22 protein-coding genes are annotated in these 24,087 nt (G+C 50.9%); 18 read left to right on the forward strand and 4 right to left on the reverse strand.

Features of this window, described 5'->3' with window-relative positions; all coding sequences use genetic code 11:
• Positions 1-109: 109 nt before the first annotated feature.
• Entirely contained in the window at positions 110-1,756 is a 1,647-nt protein-coding gene (gene fumB, locus OGY04_RS06680) for a class I fumarate hydratase (RefSeq protein ID WP_003832822.1), read from the reverse strand.
• Positions 1,757-2,018: 262 nt separating this feature from the next.
• Here fumB and manA point away from each other — a divergent pair, with 262 nt between their 5' ends.
• Entirely contained in the window at positions 2,019-3,194 is a 1,176-nt protein-coding gene (manA, locus tag OGY04_RS06685) for a mannose-6-phosphate isomerase (RefSeq protein WP_286585022.1), read from the forward strand.
• 106 nt (positions 3,195-3,300) lie between these two features.
• Positions 3,301-4,809: a YdgA family protein gene (locus OGY04_RS06690; protein WP_286573770.1), complete on the forward strand. Its 1,509-nt coding sequence runs from the start codon at positions 3,301-3,303 to the stop codon at positions 4,807-4,809.
• A gap of 47 nt (positions 4,810-4,856) precedes the next feature.
• On the opposite strand, the gene OGY04_RS06695 is transcribed toward OGY04_RS06690, so the two are convergent.
• Entirely contained in the window at positions 4,857-5,885 is a 1,029-nt protein-coding gene (locus tag OGY04_RS06695; RefSeq protein ID WP_048226587.1) for a Mal regulon transcriptional regulator MalI, read from the reverse strand.
• Positions 5,886-6,054: 169 nt separating this feature from the next.
• On the opposite strand from OGY04_RS06695, the gene malX reads away from it, so the two are divergent.
• The 3 genes from malX to OGY04_RS06710 all read left to right on the forward strand — a co-directional run bounded on the left by malX (position 6,055) and on the right by OGY04_RS06710 (position 10,378).
• Positions 6,055-7,647: a maltose/glucose-specific PTS transporter subunit IIBC gene (gene malX / locus OGY04_RS06700; RefSeq protein WP_032943348.1), complete on the forward strand. Its 1,593-nt coding sequence runs from the start codon at positions 6,055-6,057 to the stop codon at positions 7,645-7,647.
• A gap of 10 nt (positions 7,648-7,657) precedes the next feature.
• Positions 7,658-8,830, forward strand: coding sequence for a MalY/PatB family protein (locus tag OGY04_RS06705; protein WP_286585024.1), 1,173 nt, complete (start codon positions 7,658-7,660; stop codon positions 8,828-8,830).
• A 198-nt stretch (positions 8,831-9,028) separates the two neighbouring features.
• Positions 9,029-10,378, forward strand: a complete 1,350-nt coding sequence (locus tag OGY04_RS06710) for a sensor domain-containing diguanylate cyclase (protein WP_286585025.1) — start codon at positions 9,029-9,031, stop codon at positions 10,376-10,378.
• A gap of 44 nt (positions 10,379-10,422) precedes the next feature.
• Here OGY04_RS06710 and OGY04_RS06715 read toward each other — a convergent pair whose 3' ends face one another.
• Positions 10,423-10,839, reverse strand: coding sequence for a DNA breaking-rejoining protein (locus OGY04_RS06715; protein ID WP_267445042.1), 417 nt, complete (start codon positions 10,837-10,839; stop codon positions 10,423-10,425).
• Between the two features lie 444 nt (positions 10,840-11,283).
• Between OGY04_RS06715 and add the strand changes: the two genes are divergently transcribed.
• Positions 11,284-12,285, forward strand: coding sequence for an adenosine deaminase (gene add, locus OGY04_RS06720; protein WP_153687206.1), 1,002 nt, complete (start codon positions 11,284-11,286; stop codon positions 12,283-12,285).
• A 104-nt stretch (positions 12,286-12,389) separates the two neighbouring features.
• Here add and OGY04_RS06725 read toward each other — a convergent pair whose 3' ends face one another.
• On the reverse strand, positions 12,390-13,430 hold the full coding sequence (locus tag OGY04_RS06725) for an oxidoreductase (protein WP_060682249.1): 1,041 nt from the start codon (positions 13,428-13,430) through the stop codon (positions 12,390-12,392).
• Between the two features lie 241 nt (positions 13,431-13,671).
• Between OGY04_RS06725 and blr the strand changes: the two genes are divergently transcribed.
• From blr to gstA, 12 genes are all read left to right on the forward strand, one after another.
• Entirely contained in the window at positions 13,672-13,797 is a 126-nt protein-coding gene (gene blr, locus OGY04_RS06730; RefSeq protein ID WP_003029134.1) for a division septum protein Blr, read from the forward strand.
• A 291-nt stretch (positions 13,798-14,088) separates the two neighbouring features.
• On the forward strand, positions 14,089-14,304 hold the full coding sequence (gene ydgT / locus OGY04_RS06735; RefSeq protein WP_008784684.1) for a transcription modulator YdgT: 216 nt from the start codon (positions 14,089-14,091) through the stop codon (positions 14,302-14,304).
• A 91-nt stretch (positions 14,305-14,395) separates the two neighbouring features.
• Positions 14,396-14,836, forward strand: coding sequence for a DUF2569 domain-containing protein (locus tag OGY04_RS06740; RefSeq protein WP_020996422.1), 441 nt, complete (start codon positions 14,396-14,398; stop codon positions 14,834-14,836).
• A gap of 75 nt (positions 14,837-14,911) precedes the next feature.
• A complete protein-coding gene (gene rsxA / locus OGY04_RS06745; RefSeq protein WP_003029144.1) occupies positions 14,912-15,493 on the forward strand; it encodes an electron transport complex subunit RsxA in 582 nt (193 codons plus the stop codon).
• Entirely contained in the window at positions 15,493-16,071 is a 579-nt protein-coding gene (gene rsxB, locus OGY04_RS06750; RefSeq protein WP_032943340.1) for an electron transport complex subunit RsxB, read from the forward strand. Before rsxA ends, rsxB begins: the two co-directional genes overlap by 1 nt.
• A complete protein-coding gene (rsxC, locus tag OGY04_RS06755; protein ID WP_111465681.1) occupies positions 16,064-18,181 on the forward strand; it encodes an electron transport complex subunit RsxC in 2,118 nt (705 codons plus the stop codon). The genes rsxB and rsxC overlap by 8 nt, the downstream gene beginning before the upstream one ends.
• On the forward strand, positions 18,182-19,234 hold the full coding sequence (gene rsxD, locus OGY04_RS06760) for an electron transport complex subunit RsxD (protein WP_008784680.1): 1,053 nt from the start codon (positions 18,182-18,184) through the stop codon (positions 19,232-19,234). It begins immediately after the preceding gene.
• A 9-nt stretch (positions 19,235-19,243) separates the two neighbouring features.
• Positions 19,244-19,864 (forward strand): electron transport complex subunit RsxG, encoded by a 621-nt coding sequence (gene rsxG, locus OGY04_RS06765; protein WP_111465682.1) that lies wholly within the window; start codon positions 19,244-19,246, stop codon positions 19,862-19,864.
• A 2-nt stretch (positions 19,865-19,866) separates the two neighbouring features.
• Positions 19,867-20,559 carry an electron transport complex subunit E gene (locus OGY04_RS06770; protein WP_008784678.1) on the forward strand — a complete coding sequence of 231 codons (693 nt, stop codon included), beginning with the start codon at positions 19,867-19,869 and terminating at the stop codon, positions 20,557-20,559.
• Positions 20,559-21,194 carry an endonuclease III gene (nth, locus tag OGY04_RS06775; RefSeq protein WP_003029161.1) on the forward strand — a complete coding sequence of 212 codons (636 nt, stop codon included), beginning with the start codon at positions 20,559-20,561 and terminating at the stop codon, positions 21,192-21,194. Before OGY04_RS06770 ends, nth begins: the two co-directional genes overlap by 1 nt.
• 613 nt (positions 21,195-21,807) lie before the next feature.
• Positions 21,808-23,313: a dipeptide/tripeptide permease DtpA gene (gene dtpA, locus OGY04_RS06780; RefSeq protein ID WP_020996425.1), complete on the forward strand. Its 1,506-nt coding sequence runs from the start codon at positions 21,808-21,810 to the stop codon at positions 23,311-23,313.
• A 104-nt stretch (positions 23,314-23,417) separates the two neighbouring features.
• Complete coding sequence (gstA, locus tag OGY04_RS06785) at positions 23,418-24,023, forward strand: glutathione transferase GstA (RefSeq protein WP_003832787.1); 606 nt, start codon at positions 23,418-23,420, stop codon at positions 24,021-24,023.
• Positions 24,024-24,087: the final 64 nt, after the last annotated feature.

Here is a 24,087-nt window from a genome sequence, read left to right on the forward strand (position 1 = left end):
TATGTTTCGACATTGCCCATTTGCATTGGTCTTATGAGTATTAACGAGGATAAAGCTGTCGTTTGGTGGTTCGTGCGGTAAAAAAAACCGCCCCGAAGGGCGGCTGACGTTACTTAACGCAGCGTGCGCACTGCGACGTCTGAATTTGCTTGAAGAAATCGTTGCCTTTGTCATCTACCAGGATAAATGCCGGGAAATCTTCTACTTCAATTTTCCAGATGGCTTCCATCCCGAGTTCCGGGTATTCCACGCACTCCAGGCTCTTGATACTGCCCTGAGCCAGCACCGCGGCGGGGCCGCCAATACTGCCCAAATAGAAGCCGCCATGTTTATGGCAAGCATCGGTCACCTGCTGGCTGCGATTGCCTTTCGCCAGCATAATCATGCTCCCACCAGCGGCCTGAAGCTGGTCAACATACGAGTCCATACGTCCGGCAGTGGTTGGCCCCAGCGAACCAGAGGCATAGCCTTCCGGCGTTTTTGCCGGACCTGCGTAATAGATCGGGTGATCTTTAACATACTGCGGCAAACTTTCGCCGTTATCCAGACGTTCTTTCAGTTTCGCATGCGCAATATCACGGCCAACGATAATTGTACCGTTGAGCGACAGACGCGTGGAAACCGGATACTGGGAAAGCTGAGCCAGAATCTCTTTCATCGGACGATTGAGGTCAACGCGCACCGCTTCGCCCTCTCCCGCCTGGCGCAGCTCTTCCGGTATAAATTTGCCAGGATTATGTTCCAGTTTTTCGATCCAGATACCTTCACGGTTGATCTTGGCTTTGATATTTCGATCGGCTGAGCAAGAAACGCCCATTCCAACCGGACACGACGCGCCGTGACGCGGCAGGCGGATCACGCGGATATCATGCGCGAAGTACTTCCCGCCAAACTGCGCGCCAAGCCCCAAATTCTGCGCCTCAATCAGCAGCTCTTTTTCCAGCTCTACATCGCGGAATGCCTGACCATGTTCGTTACCTTCTGTCGGCAATTCGTCGTAGTATTTTGCAGAAGCCAGTTTGACCGTTTTCAGCGTGGCTTCTGCCGATGTTCCACCGATTACGAACGCGATGTGATACGGCGGACAGGCCGCAGTGCCCAACGTACGCATTTTCTCAACCAGGTAATTTTTTAATTTGCCCGGCGTTAACAGCGCTTTGGTTTCCTGGTACAGATAGGTTTTGTTCGCCGAACCACCACCTTTGGCAATACACAGGAATTTGTATTCATCTCCGTCGACGGTATACAAATCGATTTGTGCTGGCAGGTTGGTACCGGTGTTCACCTCTTTATACATATCCAGCGCTGCGTTTTGTGAATAGCGCAGGTTGTCTTCGATGTAGGTGTTATAGACGCCTCGTGCCAGCGCCTCCTCATCACCCCCACCGGTCCAGACACGCTGACCTTTTTTACCCACGATAATCGCAGTTCCGGTGTCCTGACAGGTCGGCAAAATGCCTTTTGCCGCGATGTCAGAGTTACGCAGGAATTGCAGGGCCACATATTTGTCGTTTTCGCTGGCCTCCGGGTCGCGCAGAATATCAGCTACCTGCTGTTGATGTGCGGGACGCAGCATAAACGACGCATCATGAAAGGCCTGACGAGCCAGCAGGGTTAAGGCTTGCGGTGCAACTTTAACAATCTCCTGCCCTTCAAATTCGGCAACAGAGACATAGTCGCTGGTCAGCAGATAGTATTCGGTATCATCCTTTTTGAGGGGGAAAGGATGCTGATAATGAAAGGGTTTGTTTGACATTGTGCTCTCACATACTGCTCGGTCTGGTTATTCTCTGGGCAGATGTTCCATTGCCCTGCTTCCCTGCCGCAGATCCGGTTGTAGAAGGAAGAGCTTTCTGCAACCGGAATTACTCAGGGTATTAAAAGCGAGTCACCATATCCTACACATTTTTTTAACAAAAACTGAGACAAGTACGACTTTTTACATGTGCAGGTTACTTCCCTCAGGGTTTCTTGGTTTAATAGCCGTAGAAAATTCAACATTGAAACAGGGCTTGATAATGCAAAAACTCATCAACTCAGTGCAGAACTACGCCTGGGGAAGTAAAACGGCGTTAACGGAACTCTATGGCATTGCCAACCCCACTCAGCAACCGATGGCTGAGTTGTGGATGGGCGCGCATCCGAAAAGCAGTTCGCAGGTTCTGGGCGCTGACGGTCAGACGGTTGCTCTGCGCGACGTTATCGAGCACGATAAATCCGCACTGCTAGGCGATGCCGTAGCGCAACGTTTTGGTGAACTGCCCTTCCTGTTTAAAGTGCTCTGTGCTGCTCAACCGCTTTCGATTCAGGTTCATCCTAACAAGCACAATTCTGAAATTGGATTTGCCAAAGAAAACGCTGCGGGGATCCCGATGGATGCCGCCGAGCGCAACTACAAAGATCCTAACCACAAACCAGAACTGGTATTTGCTTTGACGCCTTTCCTGGCGATGAACGCATTCCGCGAGTTCTCTGACATTGTTGCATTGTTACAACCCGTTTCCGCCGCACATCCGGCTATTGCACATTTCCTGGAAGAGCCGAGTGCGGAACGTCTGAGCTATCTTTTCGCCAGCTTGCTGAATATGCAGGATGAGGAGAAATCCCATGCGTTGGCGATCCTGAAATCAGCGCTGAACAGCCAGCAGGGTGAACCCTGGCAAACCATCCGTCTGATCGCTGACGTCTACCCGAACGACAGTGGGCTTTTCTCCCCGCTGCTGCTCAATGTGGTGAAACTCAATCCAGGCGAGGCTATGTTCTTATTTGCCGAAACCCCGCACGCTTACCTGCAAGGTGTGGCGCTTGAGGTGATGGCTAACTCGGACAACGTGCTGCGTGCCGGACTGACGCCAAAATATATTGATATCCCGGAACTGGTCGCCAACGTGAAGTTTGTCGCCAAGCCAGCAAACCAGTTACTGACCACGCCGGTTGAATCTGATGGTGAACTGGACTTCCCAATCCCGGTTGATGATTTTGCGTTCTCCCTGCATGAGCTTACTACCAGTGGCGCAGATATCAGCCAGCAAAGTGCGGCTATTTTGTTCTGCATAGAGGGTAAAGCCGTGCTGAGCAAAGGCGAGCAACGTCTGGTTCTGCGACCGGGTGAATCGGCCTTTATTGGCGCGAATGAATCGCCGGTTAACATCAGTGGCGCAGGTCGTTTAGCCCGGGTTTATAACAAGCTATAGCAAGATACTGATATTTTTAACAACTCTTGCTAAGCTGTAGTGTGTTAAAGACATGTCACTCCTCCAGGCGTCTTCAAACGCCTGGTTTTATTTTATGGATATCGAAATGAAAAAATCGCTGGTAGCTGCGGGTGTGGTGGTTGCGCTGGGTATCGTCTGGACGGGCGGCGCCTGGTACACAGGTAAGAAACTTGAAACGCATCTCGCCGAGATGGTGACACAGGCAAACGATCAGTTAAAACGTTTCTCCCCTGAGGCGGGCATTGAACTGAGTTATCAAAACTACCAGCGCGGGGTGTTCAATAGCCAACTGCAATTGGTGGTGAAACCAATCGCCGGGCAGGCAGATTCCTGGCTAAAACCGGGGCAAAGTATCGTCCTGAATGAAACCGTCGATCACGGTCCATTCCCGCTGGCTCAGTTGAAATCACTGAATCTGGTCCCGGCTATGGCCTCCGTGAAAACGACTCTGGTCAATAACGACGTTACCAAACCACTGTTTGATATTGCCAAAGGTGAGTCGCCATTTGTCATTAATTCCCGAATCGGCTACAGCGGCGATACCCGTTCCGATCTCTCCCTCAAACCACTGAACTATGAGAAAGGCGACGAAAAAGTAGCCTTCAGCGGCGGGGAATTCCAGTTTACAGCAGACAAAGAAGGTAACGCTGTCTCGCTGACAGGCAATGCGCAAAGCGGCGTGGTCAATGCGGTCAACGAGTATGACCAGAAAGTACAAATGACTTTCAATAACCTGAAAACTGAGGGTTCCAGCAGTATTGCCAGCTTTGGTGAGCGCATAGGCGACCAGAAATTGTCACTCGATAAACTGTCGATTTCCGTCGAAGGTAAAGAGTTGGCGGTTCTGGAAGGCATGGGTATTGATGGTAAATCCGATCTGATCAACGACGGTAAAACTGTCAACAGCCAGTTGGATTACACGCTGAACAGTCTGAAATTGCAGGGTCAGGATATGGGTAGCGGTAAACTGACGCTGAAAGTTGGCCAGATTGACGGTGAAGCATTACACCAGTTCAGTCAGCAGTATAGCGCCCAAACCAAGGCGCTGATGGCGCAGATTGATGTGGTACAAAATCCTGAGCTTTATCAGCAAAAAGTCACTGAAGCCTTCTTCAATGCGCTGCCGATTCTGATGAAAGGCGAGCCGGTTATCACCATTGCCCCGCTGAGCTGGAAAAATGCGAAAGGTGAAACCGCATTTAATCTGTCACTGCTGCTAAAAGATCCGACAGCAAATACTGAGGAACCACAAACGCTGGCTCAGGAAGTGGATCGTTCGGTCAAATCACTGGATGCTAAGCTGACGATTCCGGTTGATATGGCGACTGAGTTCATGACGCAGATTGCCAAAATTGAAGGCTATCAGCAGGAACAAGCGGCCGATCTGGCGAAACAACAGGTGAATGGCCTGGCGGCAATGGGTCAGATGTTCCGTATTACAACGATGCAGGACAACGTCATCGGCTCCAGCCTGCAATATGCAAACGGCCAGGTTACGTTAAACGGACAAAAAATGTCGCTGGATGAGTTTGTTGGTATGTTCGGTATGCCTTCTCTCGGCGAGCCGGATGTCCCGGCTATTCCGCAACAGTAAATACGCGTGACAACCGGCCCGATAACCGTGTGTTTATCGGGCCTTTTTTATTTTGCCACCACCAGCCGGGCGGAAAGCGTTAAGTTACGTGAATGACCATCATCGTGCCCAATGCGCTGTAGCATGCGCTCAGCAAGGGTATAACCCATTTCACGCGCGGGCGTGCAGGCCCAAATAATGGGGATATCGTCCAGTGCATTTTCCGCTACATCGGCAAATCCGGCTAACGAGATCTGCTGTTCGAAGTAGCGATCTACGCCAATTTCACCACTCTGACGCCCTGCTCTCATCAGGCCAAACCAGGCGCCAACGGCTATGGTTTCGTTGTAGCACACCACTGCGCTGATCGTTGGGTTACGACGTAACAGCGCAGTCACCTCCTCTGCGGCCTGCTTTTGGCTGGATGAGCACTCCAGCACCCAGTCGCTATGAAACGGTAAACCATACTTTAGCAATGTCGTACAATAGCCGCCGACACGCTCTGCGCGGGTCAATGAAGAACTCTGCCCCCCCAACCACGCGATGCGCTGATGTCCATGGCGTATCAGATGTTCAACCAGCAATTGCGCTGCCTGCATGTTGTCAGGCCTGACGGTGTCGACGTCATCCAGGTAGCTGGCCCGAGACGCAAACACTACCGGAATCCCCTTATCGGCGGCCAGTTGTTGTAGGTCGTCGCTACTGCCGGCAGCCCCGGCGATCACCACACCATCAACCCCTTGATTAAGCAGCATAGCGAAACGCTGCGCCAGCTGTTCGCCATCTCTGCCACCATGTAATAAAAAGACCATGCGCCCCTGCGCTTCTAAAGCTTCCGTCAGACCCGCCGTCAACTCGGCGTAAAACGGGGTGGAGAGGTCGCGCACGATCAAACCAATTACCCCGCTCTGCCCGCCACGCAGCGCTGATGCCTGGCGATTACGCACAAACCCCAGTTGCTCAATAGCGGCATTCACCCGTTCGCCGGTCGCGGATGAAATACGGCCTTTTCCACTGAGCACCAATGAGACGGTACTAACCGAAACGCCCGCGGCCAGCGCAACATCATGGATGGTTATTTTTTTGGCTATAGCCATAAAAACGGAAAACTCCCTGATAACGTGACGGATAAAACGTTTTATCAATCACATATATTTATACGCCCTATTATCGTTCGATAATGTGATTTATACCGCACTAAAATTAGGTAAAACGTTTTATCTTCTCGCCATCATTAGTCAGCTAGCTTTTACGAGGAGTCGTTTGATGACGACGAGAACCACACCAAAAATTACGTTATGGGAATTTTTCCAGCAGTTGGGCAAAACCTTTATGCTGCCCGTGGCTCTGCTCTCATTCTGCGGGATCATGTTAGGGATCGGCAGCTCGTTAAGTAGTCATGATGTCTTAACGCTGATTCCGGCATTGGGTAATCCGGTACTGCAGGCTATTTTTACCTGGATGAGCAAAGTAGGATCATTTGCGTTTAGCTTCTTACCGGTGATGTTCTGTATTGCCATACCTCTCGGCCTGGCCCGCGAGAACAAAGGCGTAGCGGCATTTGCCGGTTTTGTTGGTTATGCGGTGATGAACCTTGCCGTCAACTTCTGGTTAACCGCGAAAGGTATCTTGCCTACCACGGATGCCACGATCCTGAAGGCCAACAACGTACAGAATATCCTGGGGATCCAGTCGATCGACACCGGGATCCTCGGCGCTGTTATTGCCGGGATCATCGTCTGGATGCTGCATGAACGTTTCCACAACATTCGCCTGCCGGATGCACTGGCCTTCTTCGGCGGTACCCGCTTTGTACCAATTATCTCTTCGGTGGTGATGGGACTGGTCGGCCTGGTCATTCCCCTGGTTTGGCCGGTTTTCGCCATGGGCATTAACGGGCTCGGCCACATCATCAACAGCGCGGGCGAATTTGGTCCAATGCTGTTTGGTACCGGTGAACGTCTGCTGCTGCCGTTTGGTCTGCATCATATTCTGGTGGCGCTCATTCGCTTCACCGAAGCTGGCGGCACGCAGGAAGTCTGCGGTCACAGCGTGAGCGGCGCACTGACTATTTTCCAGGCTCAACTGAGCTGCCCGACAACACAAGGTTTCTCTGAAAGCGCAACCCGCTTCCTGTCGCAGGGTAAAATGCCGGCGTTCCTCGGTGGTTTGCCGGGGGCAGCGCTCGCTATGTACCACTGTGCTCGCCCTGAAAATCGTCATAAAATTAAAGGGCTGTTAATTTCTGGTCTCATTGCCTGCGTGATCGGCGGTACAACCGAACCACTCGAGTTCTTATTCCTGTTCGTTGCCCCTGTTTTGTATGTAATCCACGCCCTGCTGACCGGTCTTGGTTTCACCGTGATGGCGGTGTTAGGCGTCACCATCGGCAACACGGACGGTAACCTGATTGACTTTGTGGTATTCGGCATCCTGCACGGACTCTCTACCAAGTGGTATCTGGTCCCTGTCGTGGCTGCGATCTGGTTCGCGGTGTACTACGTGATCTTCCGTTTCGCCATCACACGCTTCAATCTGAAGACCCCGGGGCGGGACGTCGAAATTGCCAGCAATATCGATAAAGTCATGGCGGGAGCACCGGGTAAATCCGGTTACAACGTCCCTGCCATTCTGGCGGCGCTGGGCGGTGCGGAAAACATTGTCAGCCTTGATAACTGCATTACCCGTCTGCGCTTGTCAGTGAAGGATATGTCGCTTGTGAACGTACAGGCACTGAAGGACAATCGCGCCATTGGCGTAGTGCAACTCAATCAGCATAATCTTCAGGTTGTTATTGGTCCGCAGGTCCAGTCAGTGAAAGACGAGATCGCAGTTCTGATGAACACCGTACAGGCTTAAGGACAACAATATGTTTGATTTTTCAAAAGTTGTGGACAGGCATGGTACCTGGTGTACCCAGTGGGATTACGTTGCTGACCGTTTTGGTTCAGCCGACCTGCTGCCGTTCACCATCTCCGATATGGATTTTGCCACCGCCCCCTGCATTCTGGAGGCGCTGACTCAGCGCCTGTCACATGGCGTGTTAGGTTACAGTCGCTGGAAAAATGATGAATTTCTGGCGGCGATTAGCCACTGGTTTCTATCGCGTCATAATACCCAAATCGATCCTGAGTCGCTGGTTTATGGCCCCTCGGTCATCTATATGGTATCGGAGCTAATCCGCCAGTGGTCCTCTGCGGGTGATGCGGTGGTTATTCATACGCCGGCTTACGACGCGTTTTACAAAGCGATTAAAGGTAATCAGCGCCAGGTATGCGCTGTCGGACTTGAAAAACGCGCTGACGGCTGGTTTTGCGACATGGTTGCACTAGAGAAAGCCCTGTCCCGGCCTGAAAGCAAAATTCTCCTGCTTTGCAGCCCGCACAACCCAACCGGTAAGGTGTGGACGCGCGATGAACTGGAAACCATGGCGGAACTGTGTCAGCGCCACGGTGTAAAAGTCATCTCTGATGAGATCCATATGGATATGGTATGGGCAAACCAGCCGCACATCCCGTGGAGTAACGTCGCGCGCGACAGTTGGGCGCTGTTCACCTCAGGTTCAAAGAGCTTCAATATTCCGGCATTAACCGGGGCTTACGGGATTATTGAGGATGAGCAGAGTCGCAACGATTACCTCAGTGCGTTAAAGGGTCGGGATGGTCTTTCCTCACCTGCAGTGCTCGCGCTTAGCGCACATATCGCAGCCTACCAACAGGGCGCTAGCTGGCTTGATGCGCTGCGGGATTATCTTGCCAGTAACCTGGATTACATCGCGCACGAGCTGAATAACGCATTCCCCGAACTGAACTGGCAGGTTCCGCAATCCACCTATCTGGCATGGATTGACTTGCGTCCACTCAACCTTGATGACCACGCACTGCAGGAAGCACTCATCCATCAGCAGAAAGTCGCCATCATGCCCGGATACACATACGGAGAAGAAGGACGCGGTTTTGTGCGCCTCAATGCCGGATGTCCACGTTCCAAACTTGAAAAAGGCGTTCAGGGGTTGATTAACGCCATCCGCACAATACGTTAAATAGTCTTGCGCAATGAAGAACTCATTGCGCAACTCCTTATATAAAAAAACAAATCTGTTTTTTATCGTTTTTTTTAATACTAATTCCTCCCTGACTTTTCCTGCCAGTCAAAATCAACAGCAATAAAAATCAAAAAGACAAAATACAAAGCTGAGAAGATAGCCGAAATATAGCGCTGTTTTATATACATAAAAATCATGAATACAACACAAATAAACATTCACAAAAAGAATTTAACTTTTTTTTTACTCCTGTCCCTAACGACATCCATTTTTCTTTGGTATATCCCTTTTAGTAATCAGCGTTATAGCCTCTCTTTTTACCCGGTTATTGCAACCTTTGCTGGTGTATTGCACATTCAGACGGGGTGCTTTATGACGATGAATTACATGAGTTATCGGCGCAAAAAATATCTTTTACCCCTGGCCTGCGCGTTTTATTTCTCGGGGGTTTTCTTATTTCTCGCGCTCTATATTTATTTTTATAAAAACGGCCTTCCTGGTGTCATCTACAATGACATTGCTGTTTTATACTTTATGAGGAACATGTTAATTACGGGGTTGTTTTTTGCAACATACTATTTATATACGTTTAAAAACAAAAAAGAAAAGCATGGTAAAACAGTCGTTTACGCCACTTATTTATGGTGCATGTTGCATCTGATAATGGCTATCCTCTACTCCATCCGTATTACGCCAATATCGTTTCAGTTGGTTGACACAGAAACGTTTGAATGGCTTAGACCCTGGCGTGGTAGCTTTATTTATGTCCTCATTATCTTGTGGACCTGTATTGTTTTATTAGGGGCAAAATTAACCCGGCTAAAAACACAGTTTTGGGTAAGTATGTCACTGGTTGCTCTGAGCAATCTGTTAAGTGTCATCATTATGCTGAAGTACACACATATAGACTCCGCTGGATGGTATCTCGCCAGAGGCCTGGAGTGCCTTAGCGCAATGGCCGTGATGATCGTGCTCATGTCTGATATTTTCAAGCGCTACAAAGCCTCACGTCAGGCCTATGAATTATCCTATGAAAATTCAGTCCGCGACCCGATGACCCGACTTTTCAACCGTGGCTATTTTTATAACGCACTCAGCAATGAGATAAAAATGACAGCGCCCCATAAACCCCTGAGCATTGTCTTTTGCGACATTGATTTCTTTAAGTCGGTCAATGACACCTGGGGACATTTGCAGGGTGACAGAGTGATAATCAAACTGTCAGAAATTATGCAGCGACTGAGTCGGCGTAACGACATCGTGGCGCGTATTGGCGGAGAAGAGTTTGCTATTCTGCTACCTGAAACTAACGCAGATGCAGCATTTAACATCGCAGAGCGAATCAGAAAACACGTAGAACAACAAACTCAGGCCACGACTAAAGGTGATTTTCCACGCATCATCACCATAAGCCTGGGTATCGTAACCTCGGTTGATAACCGTTCAGCCCCCGAACAACTTGCTGATTGCGCAGACCGCGCCCTGTATATGGCAAAAAACCGAGGCCGTAATTGCGTTGTGGCCTATTCTGGCGAAGAAGTTTAATAGCAAAGGAAAAGATCACCACCAGGGCGATCTTTTCCTCATGATCAGTTGGTAATTTTCATGTGCAACTGGAATACGTTGGTTTTCCCCTCATCCTTCGCCGCGCCTTTTTGATATATTCTGATGGTATACTTACCGCTGGCAGGCAGCGTATTTTTATAAGTGTCACCACTCATCATGCCATCAAAAATGAATTGTTCGCCCGGTGCAATAATACTCATGAAAGGATGAGGCCAGGCGCTTTTCAGAACTGCTTGCATGGTCTGCCCTTTTTTGGCGACAAACGTATAATCTTTTGTTTTATCACCCGTAATTGTCCCCTTGATATCTGCGCCACTGGTGCCTTTCTTAAACTGGATTACATGCGTTTCATCCGCTTTATACGCCGCATGCGCAGGCACAGTTGCCAGCAGCAAACTTCCACAGAACATTGTACTGACAATTAGCTTTACACTTTTCACTTTATTAATACCCTCAGTCGTCATTGTGTTTTTATAACATACCTCGCAGCACATTCATAAACTGGAAAGTGTCCATTTTTCGCTATTAGCAATGTTACTCAATAAATATCTGAATAAAATAACACTGACAGGTAGTAATTAAATAAAAACGAGGTAAATAATCTTAAAAAATGAAATCCTCTTATTACACACATGCTGCAGGAAATGCGTTATTGCTTACTTTACGCCCGTCTTACCACCGCAAGGCAAAAGCATCGTGATACGGTCTCAAGGATCAGGGAGTCGGAACACCACTCTGTTGGTGCGCTAACAGCATGGTCAACAATTTAGCGATGCTTGCTTCCCCATAACCCCGAACTCTGCACTGCTTTTTTTAAAGTTTTTAGAGGAACATTTTTCTGTTGTATAATGGCCTGCACTTTACCTAAATACACGAGTGCGACCATGATTGATACTTCCCTCCCCCTGACCGACGTCCATCGCCACCTTGATGGTAACATCCGTGCACAAACGATCCTGGATCTGGGTCGTCAGTTCAACTTAACGCTTCCGGCACAAACGTTGGAAACGCTGATCCCTCATGTGCAAGTCACATCAACTGAGCCAGATTTAGTGAGCTTTTTATCCAAGCTCGACTGGGGCGTGAAGGTACTGGCCTCGCTGGATGCGTGTCGTCGCGTGGCATTTGAAAATATTGAGGACGCAGCACGTAACGGCCTGCACTATGTTGAACTGCGTTTTTCCCCAGGTTACATGGCGATGGCGCATCAGCTCCCGGTTGCAGGTGTGGTTGAAGCCGTCATCGCAGGCGTACGCGAGGGCTGCAAGACCTTTGGCGTCGAAGCACGCTTAATTGGCATTATGAGCCGTACTTTCGGCGAAGCCGCCTGTCTGCAGGAACTGGATGCGCTGTTAGCCCACCGAGACCATATTACGGCGCTGGATCTGGCCGGTGACGAACTGGGGTTCCCGGGCAGCCTGTTCCTGTCTCACTTCAACCAGGCACGCGATGCCGGCTGGCATATCACCGTACATGCGGGCGAAGCCGCGGGACCAGAAAGCATCTGGCAGGCCATTAAAGAGCTAGGCGCTGAGCGTATTGGTCACGGCGTTAAAGCCATTGAAGATCGTGCGTTGATGGATTACCTCGCCGAGCACCGTATCGGCATCGAATCCTGCCTGACATCAAACATACAGACCAGCACCGTTGCCTCACTAGCGAACCATCCGCTGAAAACGTTCCTTGAGCATGGCGTTATCGCCAGTTTGAATACGGACGACCCGGCTGTTCAGGGTGTGGATATTATTCACGAGTACACCATTGCCGCACCAGCTGCAGGCCTAACGCGCGAACAGATCCGTCAGGCGCAAATCAACGGTCTGGAAATGGCATTCCTGAGTAACGAGGAAAAACGAGCCTTGCGCGAGAAAGTCGCCGCAGCGTAACAGGTAAAGTGCCGGATGGCGCTAACACTTATCCGGCCTACGTTGGTTTTCATTGTAGGCCGGATACGATGCCAGGAAGGTATCGCCTTGCGCCATTTACCTAATCAGGCAAGGCACAGCGTCGAACGATGTTTCGCAGATTCTATACCCAGCTCAATCAGCTCCATAATTTGGATAGCCTGTCTCGCCGGTACCGGGTTTTCACCGTTGCCGTTTAGCGCATCACGAATGCCAGCATAGTACGCCGGATAGTTGCCCGGTACGGTCAGCCAGGTTTCTTCAACCTGCTCTTCGCCTTCGACTCGCGTCAATACGCCATCGCGCATATCATAACCCCAGTCTTCCTGAGGCAGGCGCTCGCCATTTTTCAGGCGCTCTTCCTGCGGGTCAAGACCATACTTCACATAGCTGCCACGCGATCCGTGCACAATATAACGGGCCGATTCTGCAGCAGCAAGCATGGTGCCATGCAGGATCACACGACGCTGCGGATACGTCAGGATGGCATGGAAGTAATCCGTCGCCTGCGCGCCCGGACGCAGCTGGGCCAGGTCTACCGTCAGGCTGACGGGCAAACCAAACAGATTAATCGCCTGATCCAAAAGATGCGGTGCTAAATCGTACCAGATACCGCTTCCCGGACCGCCCTGTTCACGCCAACGGTCACGAACCTGTGGGCGGAAACGATCGAAATGGGACTCGAAATACGCCACCTCTCCCAAAACACCATCCGCCAGCAGAGCTTTCAGCGTCAGAAAATCACTGTCCCAGCGACGGTTATGGAATACAGACAACACACGCCCCAGGCTACGTGCCAGCGCATCCAACTCACGTGCTTGTGACAGTGTCACGGTAAAGGGCTTATCAACAACCACATGTTTGCCCGCTTCCAACGCTGCTTTCGCTAACGGGAAGTGCGTGTCGTTTGGCGTGGGGATCACAATCAGGTCGATATTTGGATCGTTAAAAAGATGCTTAGGCTCAGCAACAACCGTTACCGTAGGCCAGTCTGCCTTCACTTTTGCTTCATCACTACTGGACACTGCAGCCAGTTCCAGACCCGGCGTGCCCACAATCAGTGGGGCATGGAAGGTTTTGCTGGCATAACCATAGCCAATTAGCCCAACGCGGATGTTGTCACTCATGTTATTGCCTCTCAATTCAGGACTGACCTATTTCACACCATACCTTGCAACGTCTCAATAGTTTAATAACCTTTGCGCTACAAAGGTTGTTTTTTAACTTAAGTCAAACATATGCCACTTATGCTTAACTTGCAGCGAAAAAGAGGTAGAAATCGTTCCCAATCATCTTGCTGTATTAATGAGAGATTAGTAACATTTGCAGCCTGTGTTTATGGATAAATCAAAACAAATGTCATCAGTAATGAATCGTCTTATTGAATTAACAGGTTGGATTGTTCTCGCCGTCTCCGTGATCCTGCTGGGTGTTGCCAATCATATTGACAATTACCAGCCACCAGAGCCCGTTGCGGCAGTGCAGAAGAAATAAGCATCCGCAGCCTTTTATTGCCCGGCAATTAACATTGGTAGTTGCAGGGTCTGCCGGTAAAAGATCGCTTTCTGTCAAAAAAAGCGAATTATGCCGCGTCCCGCTCCGCTGCATATTGCCAGCGATCGCTAAGCGCGTTACCCTTGCTCAAGACGCGCATAGCGCCTGATTTTTCACAGGTATGAACACTCTTCTTACATTTGCACGTAAATGCGCTTTGACCTGTGCTCGTTGTTTATTTTTATATTTTCTACTCCGTTGGTATTATTTTATTAATATGGATCTGCATTTATGACCGTTCAGGATTACTTATTAAAATTCCGCAAAATCAGTTCGCTCGAAAGTCTGGAAAAACTGTTCGACCATCTTAACTACACGCTCACCGATGATAACGACATTATCAATATGTACCGTGCCGCAGACCATCGCCGTGCGGAGCTTATCTCCGGAGGTCGTCTGTTTGATGTTGGTCAGGTACCTAAATCAGTCTGGCATTACGTGCAATAAAGAAGAAAGTAGCGCTCAACGTTAAAAGCTTTATAATAATTGCCCCAAAATGAATGGCATGATTGATTGCGCGCGTAAACCTGGAGAAGAGATGACTACGACACCGGCACAACGTATCGGAGGCTGGCTACTTGGGCCACTGGCCTGGCTGTTAGTCGCGTTGTTGAGCGCTTCGCTGGCGTTATTACTTTATGTCACTGCGCTGGCTACACCACAAACCTTCAAAACGCTGGGTGAGCAAAGTACGGCAAATTTGCTGTTATGGGGTGTTTCCTTTATTACCGCGATCGCCATGTGGTATTACACACTGTGGCTGACGATTGCGTTTTTCAAACGCAGAGCCTGTGTACCTAAGCATTACATTCTGTGGCTGCTGATCTCCGTGTTGCTGGCGATTAAAGCGTTTGCGTTTTCACCCGTCCCAGACGCTTTTGCCGTGCGCCAACTGCTGTTCCCATTACTGGCTGCAGCACTGTTGGTGCCCTACTTCAAACGATCGCAGCGCGTTAAATCGACGTTTGTGAACCCGTAATAACCCTACAGTTAACCTGTTGTCGCCTGTTGAAGATTGTCAGATAATAGGCGGCTTTTTATTTCAGGCCGAAAAATGACTGATTACCTGCTGCTGTTTGTCGGAACTGTACTGGTCAATAACTTTGTACTGGTGAAGTTTCTGGGCCTTTGCCCGTTTATGGGCGTTTCCAAAAAACTGGAAACCGCAATGGGTATGGGCCTTGCCACGACGTTTGTCATGACACTGGCATCCATCTGCGCCTGGCTGATTGATACCTGGATCCTAATTCCGCTCAATCTCATCTATCTGCGCACGCTGGCTTTTATTCTGGTTATCGCCGTCGTCGTGCAGTTTACCGAAATGGTTGTGCGCAAAACCAGCCCTGCGCTGTACCGCCTGCTGGGGATCTTCCTACCGCTGATCACCACTAACTGCGCAGTGTTAGGTGTGGCGCTACTGAACATCAACCTCGGCCATAACTTTTTACAGTCGGCGCTATACGGTTTTTCCGCCGCCGTCGGCTTCTCGCTGGTGATGGTACTGTTCGCCGCGATCCGCGAACGCCTCGCCGTGGCGGACGTCCCAGCGCCGTTTCGCGGCAATGCGATTGCGCTGATTACCGCTGGTTTAATGTCATTGGCCTTTATGGGCTTTAGTGGTTTGGTGAAGTTGTAATGAATGCTATCTGGATTGCCGTTGCCGCAGTGAGTCTACTGGGTCTGGCGTTCGGCGCTATTTTGGGGTACGCCTCACGACGTTTTGCCGTTGAAGATGATCCGGTCGTGGAGAAAATTGATGAAATTCTCCCGCAAAGCCAGTGTGGCCAGTGCGGCTATCCGGGCTGTCATCCTTACGCTGAGGCGATCGGCTCTCAGGGTGAAAAAATTAACCGTTGCGCCCCCGGCGGCGAAGCGGTGATGTTAAAAATTGCCGCCCTGCTGAATGTCGATCCGCAGCCTATTGATGGCGATGAACAAGACGTTACGCCGGTGCGAATGCTGGCGGTCATTGATGAAAATAACTGTATTGGGTGCACTAAGTGTATTCAGGCCTGCCCGGTCGATGCCATCGTGGGCGCGACCCGCGCCATGCACACGGTAATGAGCGATCTCTGCACCGGGTGCAACCTGTGCGTTGACCCGTGCCCGACGCAATGTATTGAATTACGCCCGGTAGCCGAGACACCCGATAGCTGGAAATGGGATTTAAACACCATCCCTGTGCGCATCATTCCCGTGGAACAACATGTTTAAGTTATTCTCTGCATTCAGAAAAAATAAAATCTGGGACTTTGATGGCGGCATTCATCCACCAGAAATGAAAACCCAGTCAAACGGAACGCCGTTGCGACAGGTTCCGCTGGCGCCGCGTTTCGTTATTCCGCTGAAACAACATATTGGTGCGGAGGGTGAACTGTGCGTAAACGTGGGTGACACCGTGCTGCGTGGTCAGCCCTTAACCCGCGGACGTGGCAGAATGCTTCCAGTCCATGCGCCAACATCAGGCACCGTTGTTGCCATTGCCCCGCACTCCACCGCGCATCCTTCGGCACTGGCTGAGTTGAGCGTCATCATAGATGCCGATGGCGAAGATCGCTGGATTGAGCGAGACGGCTGGACCGATTATCGCTCCCACAGCCGGGAAGAGCTGATTGCGCGTATTCATCAGTACGGCGTTGCCGGGCTGGGTGGCGCAGGTTTTCCCACCGGCGTTAAACTGCAGGGCGGCGGAGATAAAATTGAAACGCTGATCATTAACGCCGCCGAATGCGAGCCGTACATTACGGCAGATGACCGCCTGATGCAGGACTGTGCCGCTCAGGTCGTCGAAGGTATCCGCATCCTGGCGCACATTCTTCAGCCACGCGAGATCCTCCTGGGTATCGAAGATAACAAACCGCAGGCAATATCTATGCTGCGCGCGGTGCTGGCTGATTCACACGACATTAGCCTACGCGTGATCCCCACCAAGTACCCATCCGGCGGGGCCAAGCAGTTAACACAAATCCTGACCGGCAAGCAGGTTCCCCACGGCGGACGCTCCTCTGATATCGGCGTATTGATGCAAAACGTCGGAACCGCCTATGCAATTAAACGTGCAGTAATCGACGGAGAGCCGATCACCGAACGTGTCGTGACGCTAACCGGAGAAGCAGTCAGTCGTCCGGGCAACGTCTGGGCGCGTTTAGGTACGCCGGTTCGTCATCTGCTCAACGACGCGGGTTTCTGCCCTTCCGCCGACCAGATGGTGATTATGGGCGGGCCGCTGATGGGCTTTACGCTGCCGTGGCTGGATGTCCCAGTGGTGAAGATAACCAACTGTCTTCTGGCCCCCTCTGCCAGTGAAATGGGTGAAACGCCAGAAGAGAAAGGCTGCATTCGCTGTAGCGCATGCGCCGATGCCTGTCCGGCCGATCTCCTGCCACAACAGCTTTACTGGTTCAGTAAAGGGCAACAGCACGACAAAGCGACGGCCCACAATATCGCCGACTGTATTGAATGCGGTGCCTGCGCCTGGGTATGCCCAAGCAATATTCCACTGGTACAGTATTTCCGTCAGGAAAAAGCCGAGATTTACGCCATTAGTCAGGAAGAAAAGCGCGCCGCAGAAGCAAAAGCTCGGTTTGAAGCCCGACAGGCGCGCCTTGAACGTGAAAAAGCGGCACGTCTTGAACGCCATAAGAGCGCCGCTGCTCAGCCGGCGGCCAAAGATCATGATGCCATTGCCGCCGCGCTGGCTCGCGTAAAAGAAAAGCAGGCTCAGGCGCTGCAACCGGTGGTCATTCAGGCAGGTGAAAAACCTGACAATAGCGCCGTGATTGCCGCACGCGAGGTGCGTAAGGCGCAAGCTCGTGCTTCCCGTAAGGAAAATCCGCCGCAAAGTGAAGGCAGCAGCACGGGTACAGACCCGCGTAAAGCTGCCGTGGAAGCGGCAATTGCCCGCGCCAAAGCCCGCAAGCTTGAGCAAGAAACGGTAACAGAAACGGCCGAGCCGGTTGACCCGCGTAAAGCCGCCGTCGAAGCAGCAATCGCTCGCGCCAAGGCCCGCAAACTTGAGCAAGAAGCGGTAACGGAAACGGCCGAACCGGTTGATCCGCGTAAAGCTGCCGTGGAAGCGGCAATCGCCCGCGCCAAAGCTCGCAAGCTCGAGCAGCAGGCGGTAACAGAAACAACCGAACCGGTTGATCCGCGTAAAGCTGCCGTCGAAGCGGCAATCGCCCGCGCCAAAGCCCGCAAGCTTGAACAAGAAGCGGTAACAGAAACAGCCGAGCCGGTTGATCCACGTAAAGCCGCCGTCGCGGCTGCCATCGCACGCGCTCAGGCAAAGAAAGCCGCACAGCAGCAGGTTGTAAACGAGGAATAAATGGTATTCAGAATAGCAAGCTCCCCTTATACCCATAACCAGCGCCAGACATCGCGTATCATGATGCTGGTGTTACTTGCTGCATTGCCGGGGATCGCCGCTCAGCTGTGGTTCTTCGGCTGGGGCACGTTGTTCCAGATCGTTCTTGCTGCCATCAGCGCTATTGCTGCCGAAGCGGGTGTGCTTAAACTGCGTAAACAACCCATTGTGGCAATTTTAAAAGACAACTCTGCGTTACTTACCGGGTTGCTTTTGGCCGTCAGTATTCCGCCCCTCGCCCCCTGGTGGATGGTGGTATTAGGCACCGTATTTGCGGTTATCATTGCGAAACAGCTGTATGGCGGGCTCGGGCAGAACCCGTTTAACCCTGCCATGATTGGTTATGTCGTGCTGCTCATCTCATTTCCGGTACAGATGACCAGTTGGCTGCCGCCGCATGAAATTGCGGCCACGGTGCCTGGTTTCTTTGACGCCCTGAACGTTATTTTTAACGGACATACCGCCAGCGGCGGGGATATGAATTCGCTGCGTATGGGTATCGATGGGATCAGTCAGGCAACACCTCTTGATACCTTTAAGACATCCCTGCATGCCGGACGTACCGTTGAGCAGGTGATGCAATACCCGATCTACAGCGGCATGCTGGCAGGCGCTGGCTGGCAGTGGGTGAACCTTGCGTGGCTTGTTGGTGGTATTGTGCTGTTATGGCAAAAAGCGATTCGCTGGCATATTCCGGTTAGCTTCCTGCTGTCGCTCGCTGTTTGCGCCACTTTAGGTTGGATTTTTTCGCCAGACTCACTGGCATCGCCTCAGTTGCACTTGCTTTCCGGCGCGACGATGTTAGGTGCGTTCTTTATTCTTACCGATCCCGTTACAGCATCAACAACCAACCGTGGTCGTCTGATTTTTGGCGCGCTTGCGGGCCTGTTAGTGTGGTTGATACGCAGTTTTGGTGGTTATCCTGATGGCGTGGCTTTTGCCGTGTTGCTGGCCAATATCACGGTTCCCCTGATTGATTATTACACCCGCCCTCGCGTGTACGGACATCGCTAAGGACTAGATATGCTGAAAACGATTCGTAAACACGGTATTACGCTAGCGCTGTTTGCTGCGGGCTCAACGGGGTTAACCGCAGCAATCAATCAATTAACCAAGTCAACCATTGATGAACAGGCCGCGATACAGCAAAAAACGCTGTTCGATCAGGTTCTGCCTGGCGATCGCTACAATAATAACTTGTCTGAAAGTTGTTATCTGGTCAATGCGCCAGCGTTAGGCAAAGGTACGCACCGTATATATATTGCCCGCCAGGACGATCGTCCTGTTGCTGCGATTCTTGAAGCTACGGCGCCAGATGGTTATTCCGGGGCGATTCAACTGCTGGTGGGTGTCGATTTCACGGGTACCGTGTTGGGTACGCGGGTTACCGAACACCATGAAACACCTGGGCTGGGCGATAAAATCGAACTGCGACTGTCCGACTGGATCACCCATTTTAGCGGTAAAACAATTTCTGCGGATAACACCTCTCACTGGGCAGTGAAAAAAGATGGCGGCGACTTTGACCAGTTTACTGGCGCAACCATTACACCACGTGCGGTGGTTAACGCGGTTAAACGTGCCGGCCTGTATGCGCAGACGCTGCCTGCGCAACTCCCTCAACTTAGCGCCTGTGGAGAATAACCATGAGCGAAATTAAAGACGTGATTGTCCAGGGGTTATGGAAAAATAACTCCGCGCTTGTGCAACTACTCGGGATGTGTCCGCTGTTGGCCGTCACTTCTACCGCCACTAACGCGCTGGGTCTTGGACTTGCGACTACGCTCGTCCTGACGCTGACCAACCTGACGATTTCAGCCCTTCGCCGCTGGACACCGCCAGAAATTCGTATTCCGATTTATGTCATGATTATCGCCTCCGTGGTGAGTGCGGTACAGATGTTGATCAATGCCTACGCCTTCGGCCTGTATCAGTCTCTGGGCATCTTCATCCCGCTGATTGTAACCAACTGCATTGTTGTTGGTCGTGCAGAAGCCTTCGCCGCCAAAAAGGGCCCTGCGTTATCCGCACTTGATGGTTTCTCCATCGGCATGGGCGCAACAGGTGCCATGTTTGTTCTGGGCTCGCTGCGTGAAATAATTGGTAACGGTACACTGTTTGATGGTGCAGACGGTTTGTTGGGTAGCTGGGCCAAAGTCTTGCGCGTTGAGATCTTCCATACTGATACGCCATTTCTGCTGGCCATGCTGCCACCGGGCGCGTTTATTGGCCTGGGTCTGATGCTGGCAGTGAAATATCTGATTGATGAGAAAATGAAGAAACGTCGTGCCGAGGCGGCTGTCGTGGACAGTCCCGCGGGTGAAACAGGGAATGCGTAATGAACAAAGCAAAACGTCTGGAAATACTGACGCGCCTGCGGGATAACAACCCGCATCCGACAACCGAGCTTAATTTTACATCGCCGTTTGAACTGTTGATTTCGGTCTTGCTCTCCGCACAAGCGACCGATGTCAGCGTCAATAAAGCGACAGCTAAGCTATACCCCGTCGCCAATACGCCGGCTGCGATGCTGGAGCTCGGCGTTGAAGGTGTTAAGTCCTACATCAAGACAATCGGTTTGTTTAACAGCAAAGCGGAAAACGTAATTAAAACCTGCCGCATTCTGCTGGAACAACATAATGGTGAAGTGCCAGAAGACCGTGCGGCGTTAGAAGCTCTCCCCGGAGTTGGGCGAAAGACGGCTAATGTGGTGTTAAATACCGCCTTTGGCTGGCCCACTATCGCTGTAGATACCCACATTTTTCGCGTCTGTAATCGCACGCAATTCGCCCCGGGTAAAAACGTCGAGCAGGTTGAAGAGAAGCTGCTGAAAGTCGTACCCAGTGAATTTAAAGTCGATTGCCATCACTGGTTAATTCTTCATGGTCGCTACACCTGCATCGCCAGAAAGCCGCGCTGTGGTTCCTGTATTATTGAAGATCTCTGCGAATTCAAAGAGAAAGTCGATATCTAATGCTGCCGGGGCATCCTCCTAGCCCCTTACATACATAACGATTAGTTATGCACTCCCTAGCGTTTATTTTCCCGACAATGATGCCATTCAATTGCTCATATCTAATGCAATATTCTTGTTAATTAACACCTGAGCAGGTTAATCGTTTTTTTAGCAAAAGAAATTTCTATCTATACGTGATCCAGATCATCCAGCTAACACAATGTTAATAAATTTTTATTTTTTAGTTAATGTGACAATTAGATGACCTAACTGCACAGTTTCTAAACAAAACATTACACTGCCTATTTTTCAGATAATGGCCTATATCACTGGATTCAACCTTAAATAGCAGAACATATCGCCACATTGCGGTTATGGCGGTGATTAAACAGTGTAAAAATCTGCCATTTTAGAAATGAAGAAATTTAACGCTAGATAACATTTCACAGCCCCGACGATTTCACCAGCCATGATATATGTAACAGATTATTACAAACCACTTGTCTGAATGGTCAAGATAGTGAACATTACTTGCCGTTTCCCCTCCCACTATAACAATCGGACGGATGAACTTGACTCATCACGTACCTGAACACCCCCGTTGATATGGGATGTAAAAAAAGAGGTAAAAGTGTCTACTGCAAACAATAAACCAACAGAAAGCGTAAGTTTAAACGCCTTCAAACAACCAAAAGCGTTCTATCTCATTTTCTCTATTGAGCTGTGGGAACGTTTTGGTTATTACGGCCTGCAAGGGATTATGGCCGTCTACCTGGTTAAACAGCTGGGTATGTCAGAAGCGGATTCCATCACCCTTTTCTCGTCCTTTAGCGCCCTGGTGTACGGTCTGGTTGCCATTGGCGGCTGGTTAGGTGATAAAGTTCTGGGAACAAAACGTGTCATTATGCTGGGTGCCGTTGTGCTGGCCATCGGTTATGCGTTGGTAGCATGGTCCGGTCACGATGCGGGTATCGTTTATATGGGCATGGCGGCCATCGCGGTCGGTAACGGCCTGTTTAAAGCAAACCCATCCTCCCTGCTCTCTACCTGCTATGCCAAAGATGACCCGCGTCTTGATGGTGCATTTACCATGTACTACATGTCCGTCAACATCGGTTCATTCTTCTCTATGCTGGCAACACCGTGGTTGGCTGCGCGCTACGGCTGGAGCACCGCGTTCGCTCTGAGCGTCGTGGGTATGCTGATTACCGTTGTTAACTTCGCATTCTGTCAGCGCTGGGTTAAACAGTACGGTTCTAAACCTGACTTTGAACCGATCAACTTCCGTAACCTGCTGCTGACCATTGCTGGCGTTGTGGTACTGATCGCGATTGCAACCTGGTTGCTGCACAACCAGCAGATCGCACGTATGGTTCTGGGCGTCATTGCACTGGGTATCGTGTTCATCTTCGGTAAAGAAGCCTTCACCATGCACGGTGCTGCGCGTCGTAAAATGATCGTCGCCTTCATCCTGATGCTGGAAGCGATTATCTTCTTCGTGCTGTACAGCCAGATGCCGACCTCACTGAACTTCTTTGCGATTCGTAACGTTGAGCACTCTATTCTTGGCATTGCTTTCGAACCTGAACAGTACCAGGCACTGAACCCGTTCTGGATCATCATTGGTAGCCCAATCCTCGCTGCTATCTATAACAAGATGGGCGATACCCTGCCGATGCCGACCAAGTTTGCGATTGGTATGGTGCTGTGTTCCGGTGCATTCCTGATCCTGCCGCTGGGCGCGAAATTCGCTACCGATGCAGGCATCGTTTCCGTTAACTGGCTGATTATCTGCTACGGTCTGCAAAGTATCGGTGAGCTGATGATCTCCGGTCTGGGTCTGGCAATGGTGGCACAGTTAGTTCCGCAACGCCTGATGGGCTTCATCATGGGTAGCTGGTTCCTGACCACTGCCGGTGCAAACATCATCGGTGGCTACGTCGCTAACATGATGGCTGTACCAGAGAACGTGACTGACCCGCTGATGTCCCTTGAAGTCTACGGTCGTGTGTTCCTGCAGATTGGTGTTGCGACGGCTGTTATCGCTGTTCTGATGCTGCTGACGGCTCCGAAACTGAACCGTATGACTCAGGACGATGACGTCAATGAGAAAGCCTCTAAGGCCGCGACAGCGTAATTCTCAGGGAAACTCATTTTCAGGCCGCTAACTGTTGTTAGCGGCTTTTTTTTTGCCTGAGGTAGCACTACCATACGATATACCTCAGCCAAAAGGAGTTACCGATGAAACTGTTCTACAAACCGGGCGCTTGTTCTCTCGCTTCCCACATCACACTTCGTGAGAGCGGTAAAGATTTCACGCTGGATGGTGTTGATCTGATGAAGAAACGTCTGGAAAATGGCGATGATTTTTTCGCGGTAAACCCAAAAGGGCAAGTTCCCGCACTGTTGCTGGATGACGGTACGCTACTTACCGAAGGTGTCGCCATCATGCAATACCTGGCGGACAGCGTGCCAGACCGCCAGCTCCTTGCCCCTACCAGCAGCCTCTCCCGTTACAAAACCATCGAATGGCTTAACTACATTGCGACTGAACTGCATAAAGGCTTTACGCCACTGTTCCGTCCCGATACGCCGGAAGACTTTAAGCCAACCGTTCGTGCGCTGCTGGAGAAAAAAATGCAGTATGTGAACGACTCGCTGAAAGATAACCAATGGATCTGCGGCCCGCGCTTCAGCATCGCCGATGCCTATCTGTTTACCGTACTGCGTTGGGCCTATGCGGTTAAGCTGAATATGGCAGGATTAAGTAATATTGATGCCTATATGGCGCGAATGGCTGAACGCCCGGCGGTTGCCGCCGCGCTGAAAGCAGAAGGCTTAAATTAATTGTTGTTGCCGGGTGGCACTTGCACATACCCGGCCTACAGCTAAAAATATGCCCGATAAGCGT

The sequence above is a fragment of the Citrobacter sp. Cpo091 genome (assembly GCF_030332645.1).
GTDB lineage: Bacteria > Pseudomonadota > Gammaproteobacteria > Enterobacterales > Enterobacteriaceae > Citrobacter > Citrobacter portucalensis.

Coding starts and splice junctions, on each gene's coding strand:
- ydgT (WP_008784684.1), top strand. CDS start 14,089: ATGACCGTTCAGGATTACTTATTAAAATTCCGCAAAATCAGTTCGCTC.
- OGY04_RS06690 (WP_286573770.1), top strand. CDS start 3,301: ATGAAAAAATCGCTGGTAGCTGCGGGTGTGGTGGTTGCGCTGGGTATC.
- malX (WP_032943348.1), top strand. CDS start 6,055: ATGACGACGAGAACCACACCAAAAATTACGTTATGGGAATTTTTCCAG.
- gstA (WP_003832787.1), top strand. CDS start 23,418: ATGAAACTGTTCTACAAACCGGGCGCTTGTTCTCTCGCTTCCCACATC.
- rsxA (WP_003029144.1), top strand. CDS start 14,912: ATGACTGATTACCTGCTGCTGTTTGTCGGAACTGTACTGGTCAATAAC.
- OGY04_RS06695 (WP_048226587.1), bottom strand. CDS start 5,885: ATGGCTATAGCCAAAAAAATAACCATCCATGATGTTGCGCTGGCCGCG.
- manA (WP_286585022.1), top strand. CDS start 2,019: ATGCAAAAACTCATCAACTCAGTGCAGAACTACGCCTGGGGAAGTAAA.
- OGY04_RS06725 (WP_060682249.1), bottom strand. CDS start 13,430: ATGAGTGACAACATCCGCGTTGGGCTAATTGGCTATGGTTATGCCAGC.
- fumB (WP_003832822.1), bottom strand. CDS start 1,756: ATGTCAAACAAACCCTTTCATTATCAGCATCCTTTCCCCCTCAAAAAG.
- blr (WP_003029134.1), top strand. CDS start 13,672: ATGAATCGTCTTATTGAATTAACAGGTTGGATTGTTCTCGCCGTCTCC.
- rsxG (WP_111465682.1), top strand. CDS start 19,244: ATGCTGAAAACGATTCGTAAACACGGTATTACGCTAGCGCTGTTTGCT.
- OGY04_RS06705 (WP_286585024.1), top strand. CDS start 7,658: ATGTTTGATTTTTCAAAAGTTGTGGACAGGCATGGTACCTGGTGTACC.
- rsxC (WP_111465681.1), top strand. CDS start 16,064: ATGTTTAAGTTATTCTCTGCATTCAGAAAAAATAAAATCTGGGACTTT.
- OGY04_RS06770 (WP_008784678.1), top strand. CDS start 19,867: ATGAGCGAAATTAAAGACGTGATTGTCCAGGGGTTATGGAAAAATAAC.
- rsxD (WP_008784680.1), top strand. CDS start 18,182: ATGGTATTCAGAATAGCAAGCTCCCCTTATACCCATAACCAGCGCCAG.
- OGY04_RS06710 (WP_286585025.1), top strand. CDS start 9,029: ATGAATACAACACAAATAAACATTCACAAAAAGAATTTAACTTTTTTT.
- OGY04_RS06740 (WP_020996422.1), top strand. CDS start 14,396: ATGACTACGACACCGGCACAACGTATCGGAGGCTGGCTACTTGGGCCA.
- rsxB (WP_032943340.1), top strand. CDS start 15,493: ATGAATGCTATCTGGATTGCCGTTGCCGCAGTGAGTCTACTGGGTCTG.
- add (WP_153687206.1), top strand. CDS start 11,284: ATGATTGATACTTCCCTCCCCCTGACCGACGTCCATCGCCACCTTGAT.
- nth (WP_003029161.1), top strand. CDS start 20,559: ATGAACAAAGCAAAACGTCTGGAAATACTGACGCGCCTGCGGGATAAC.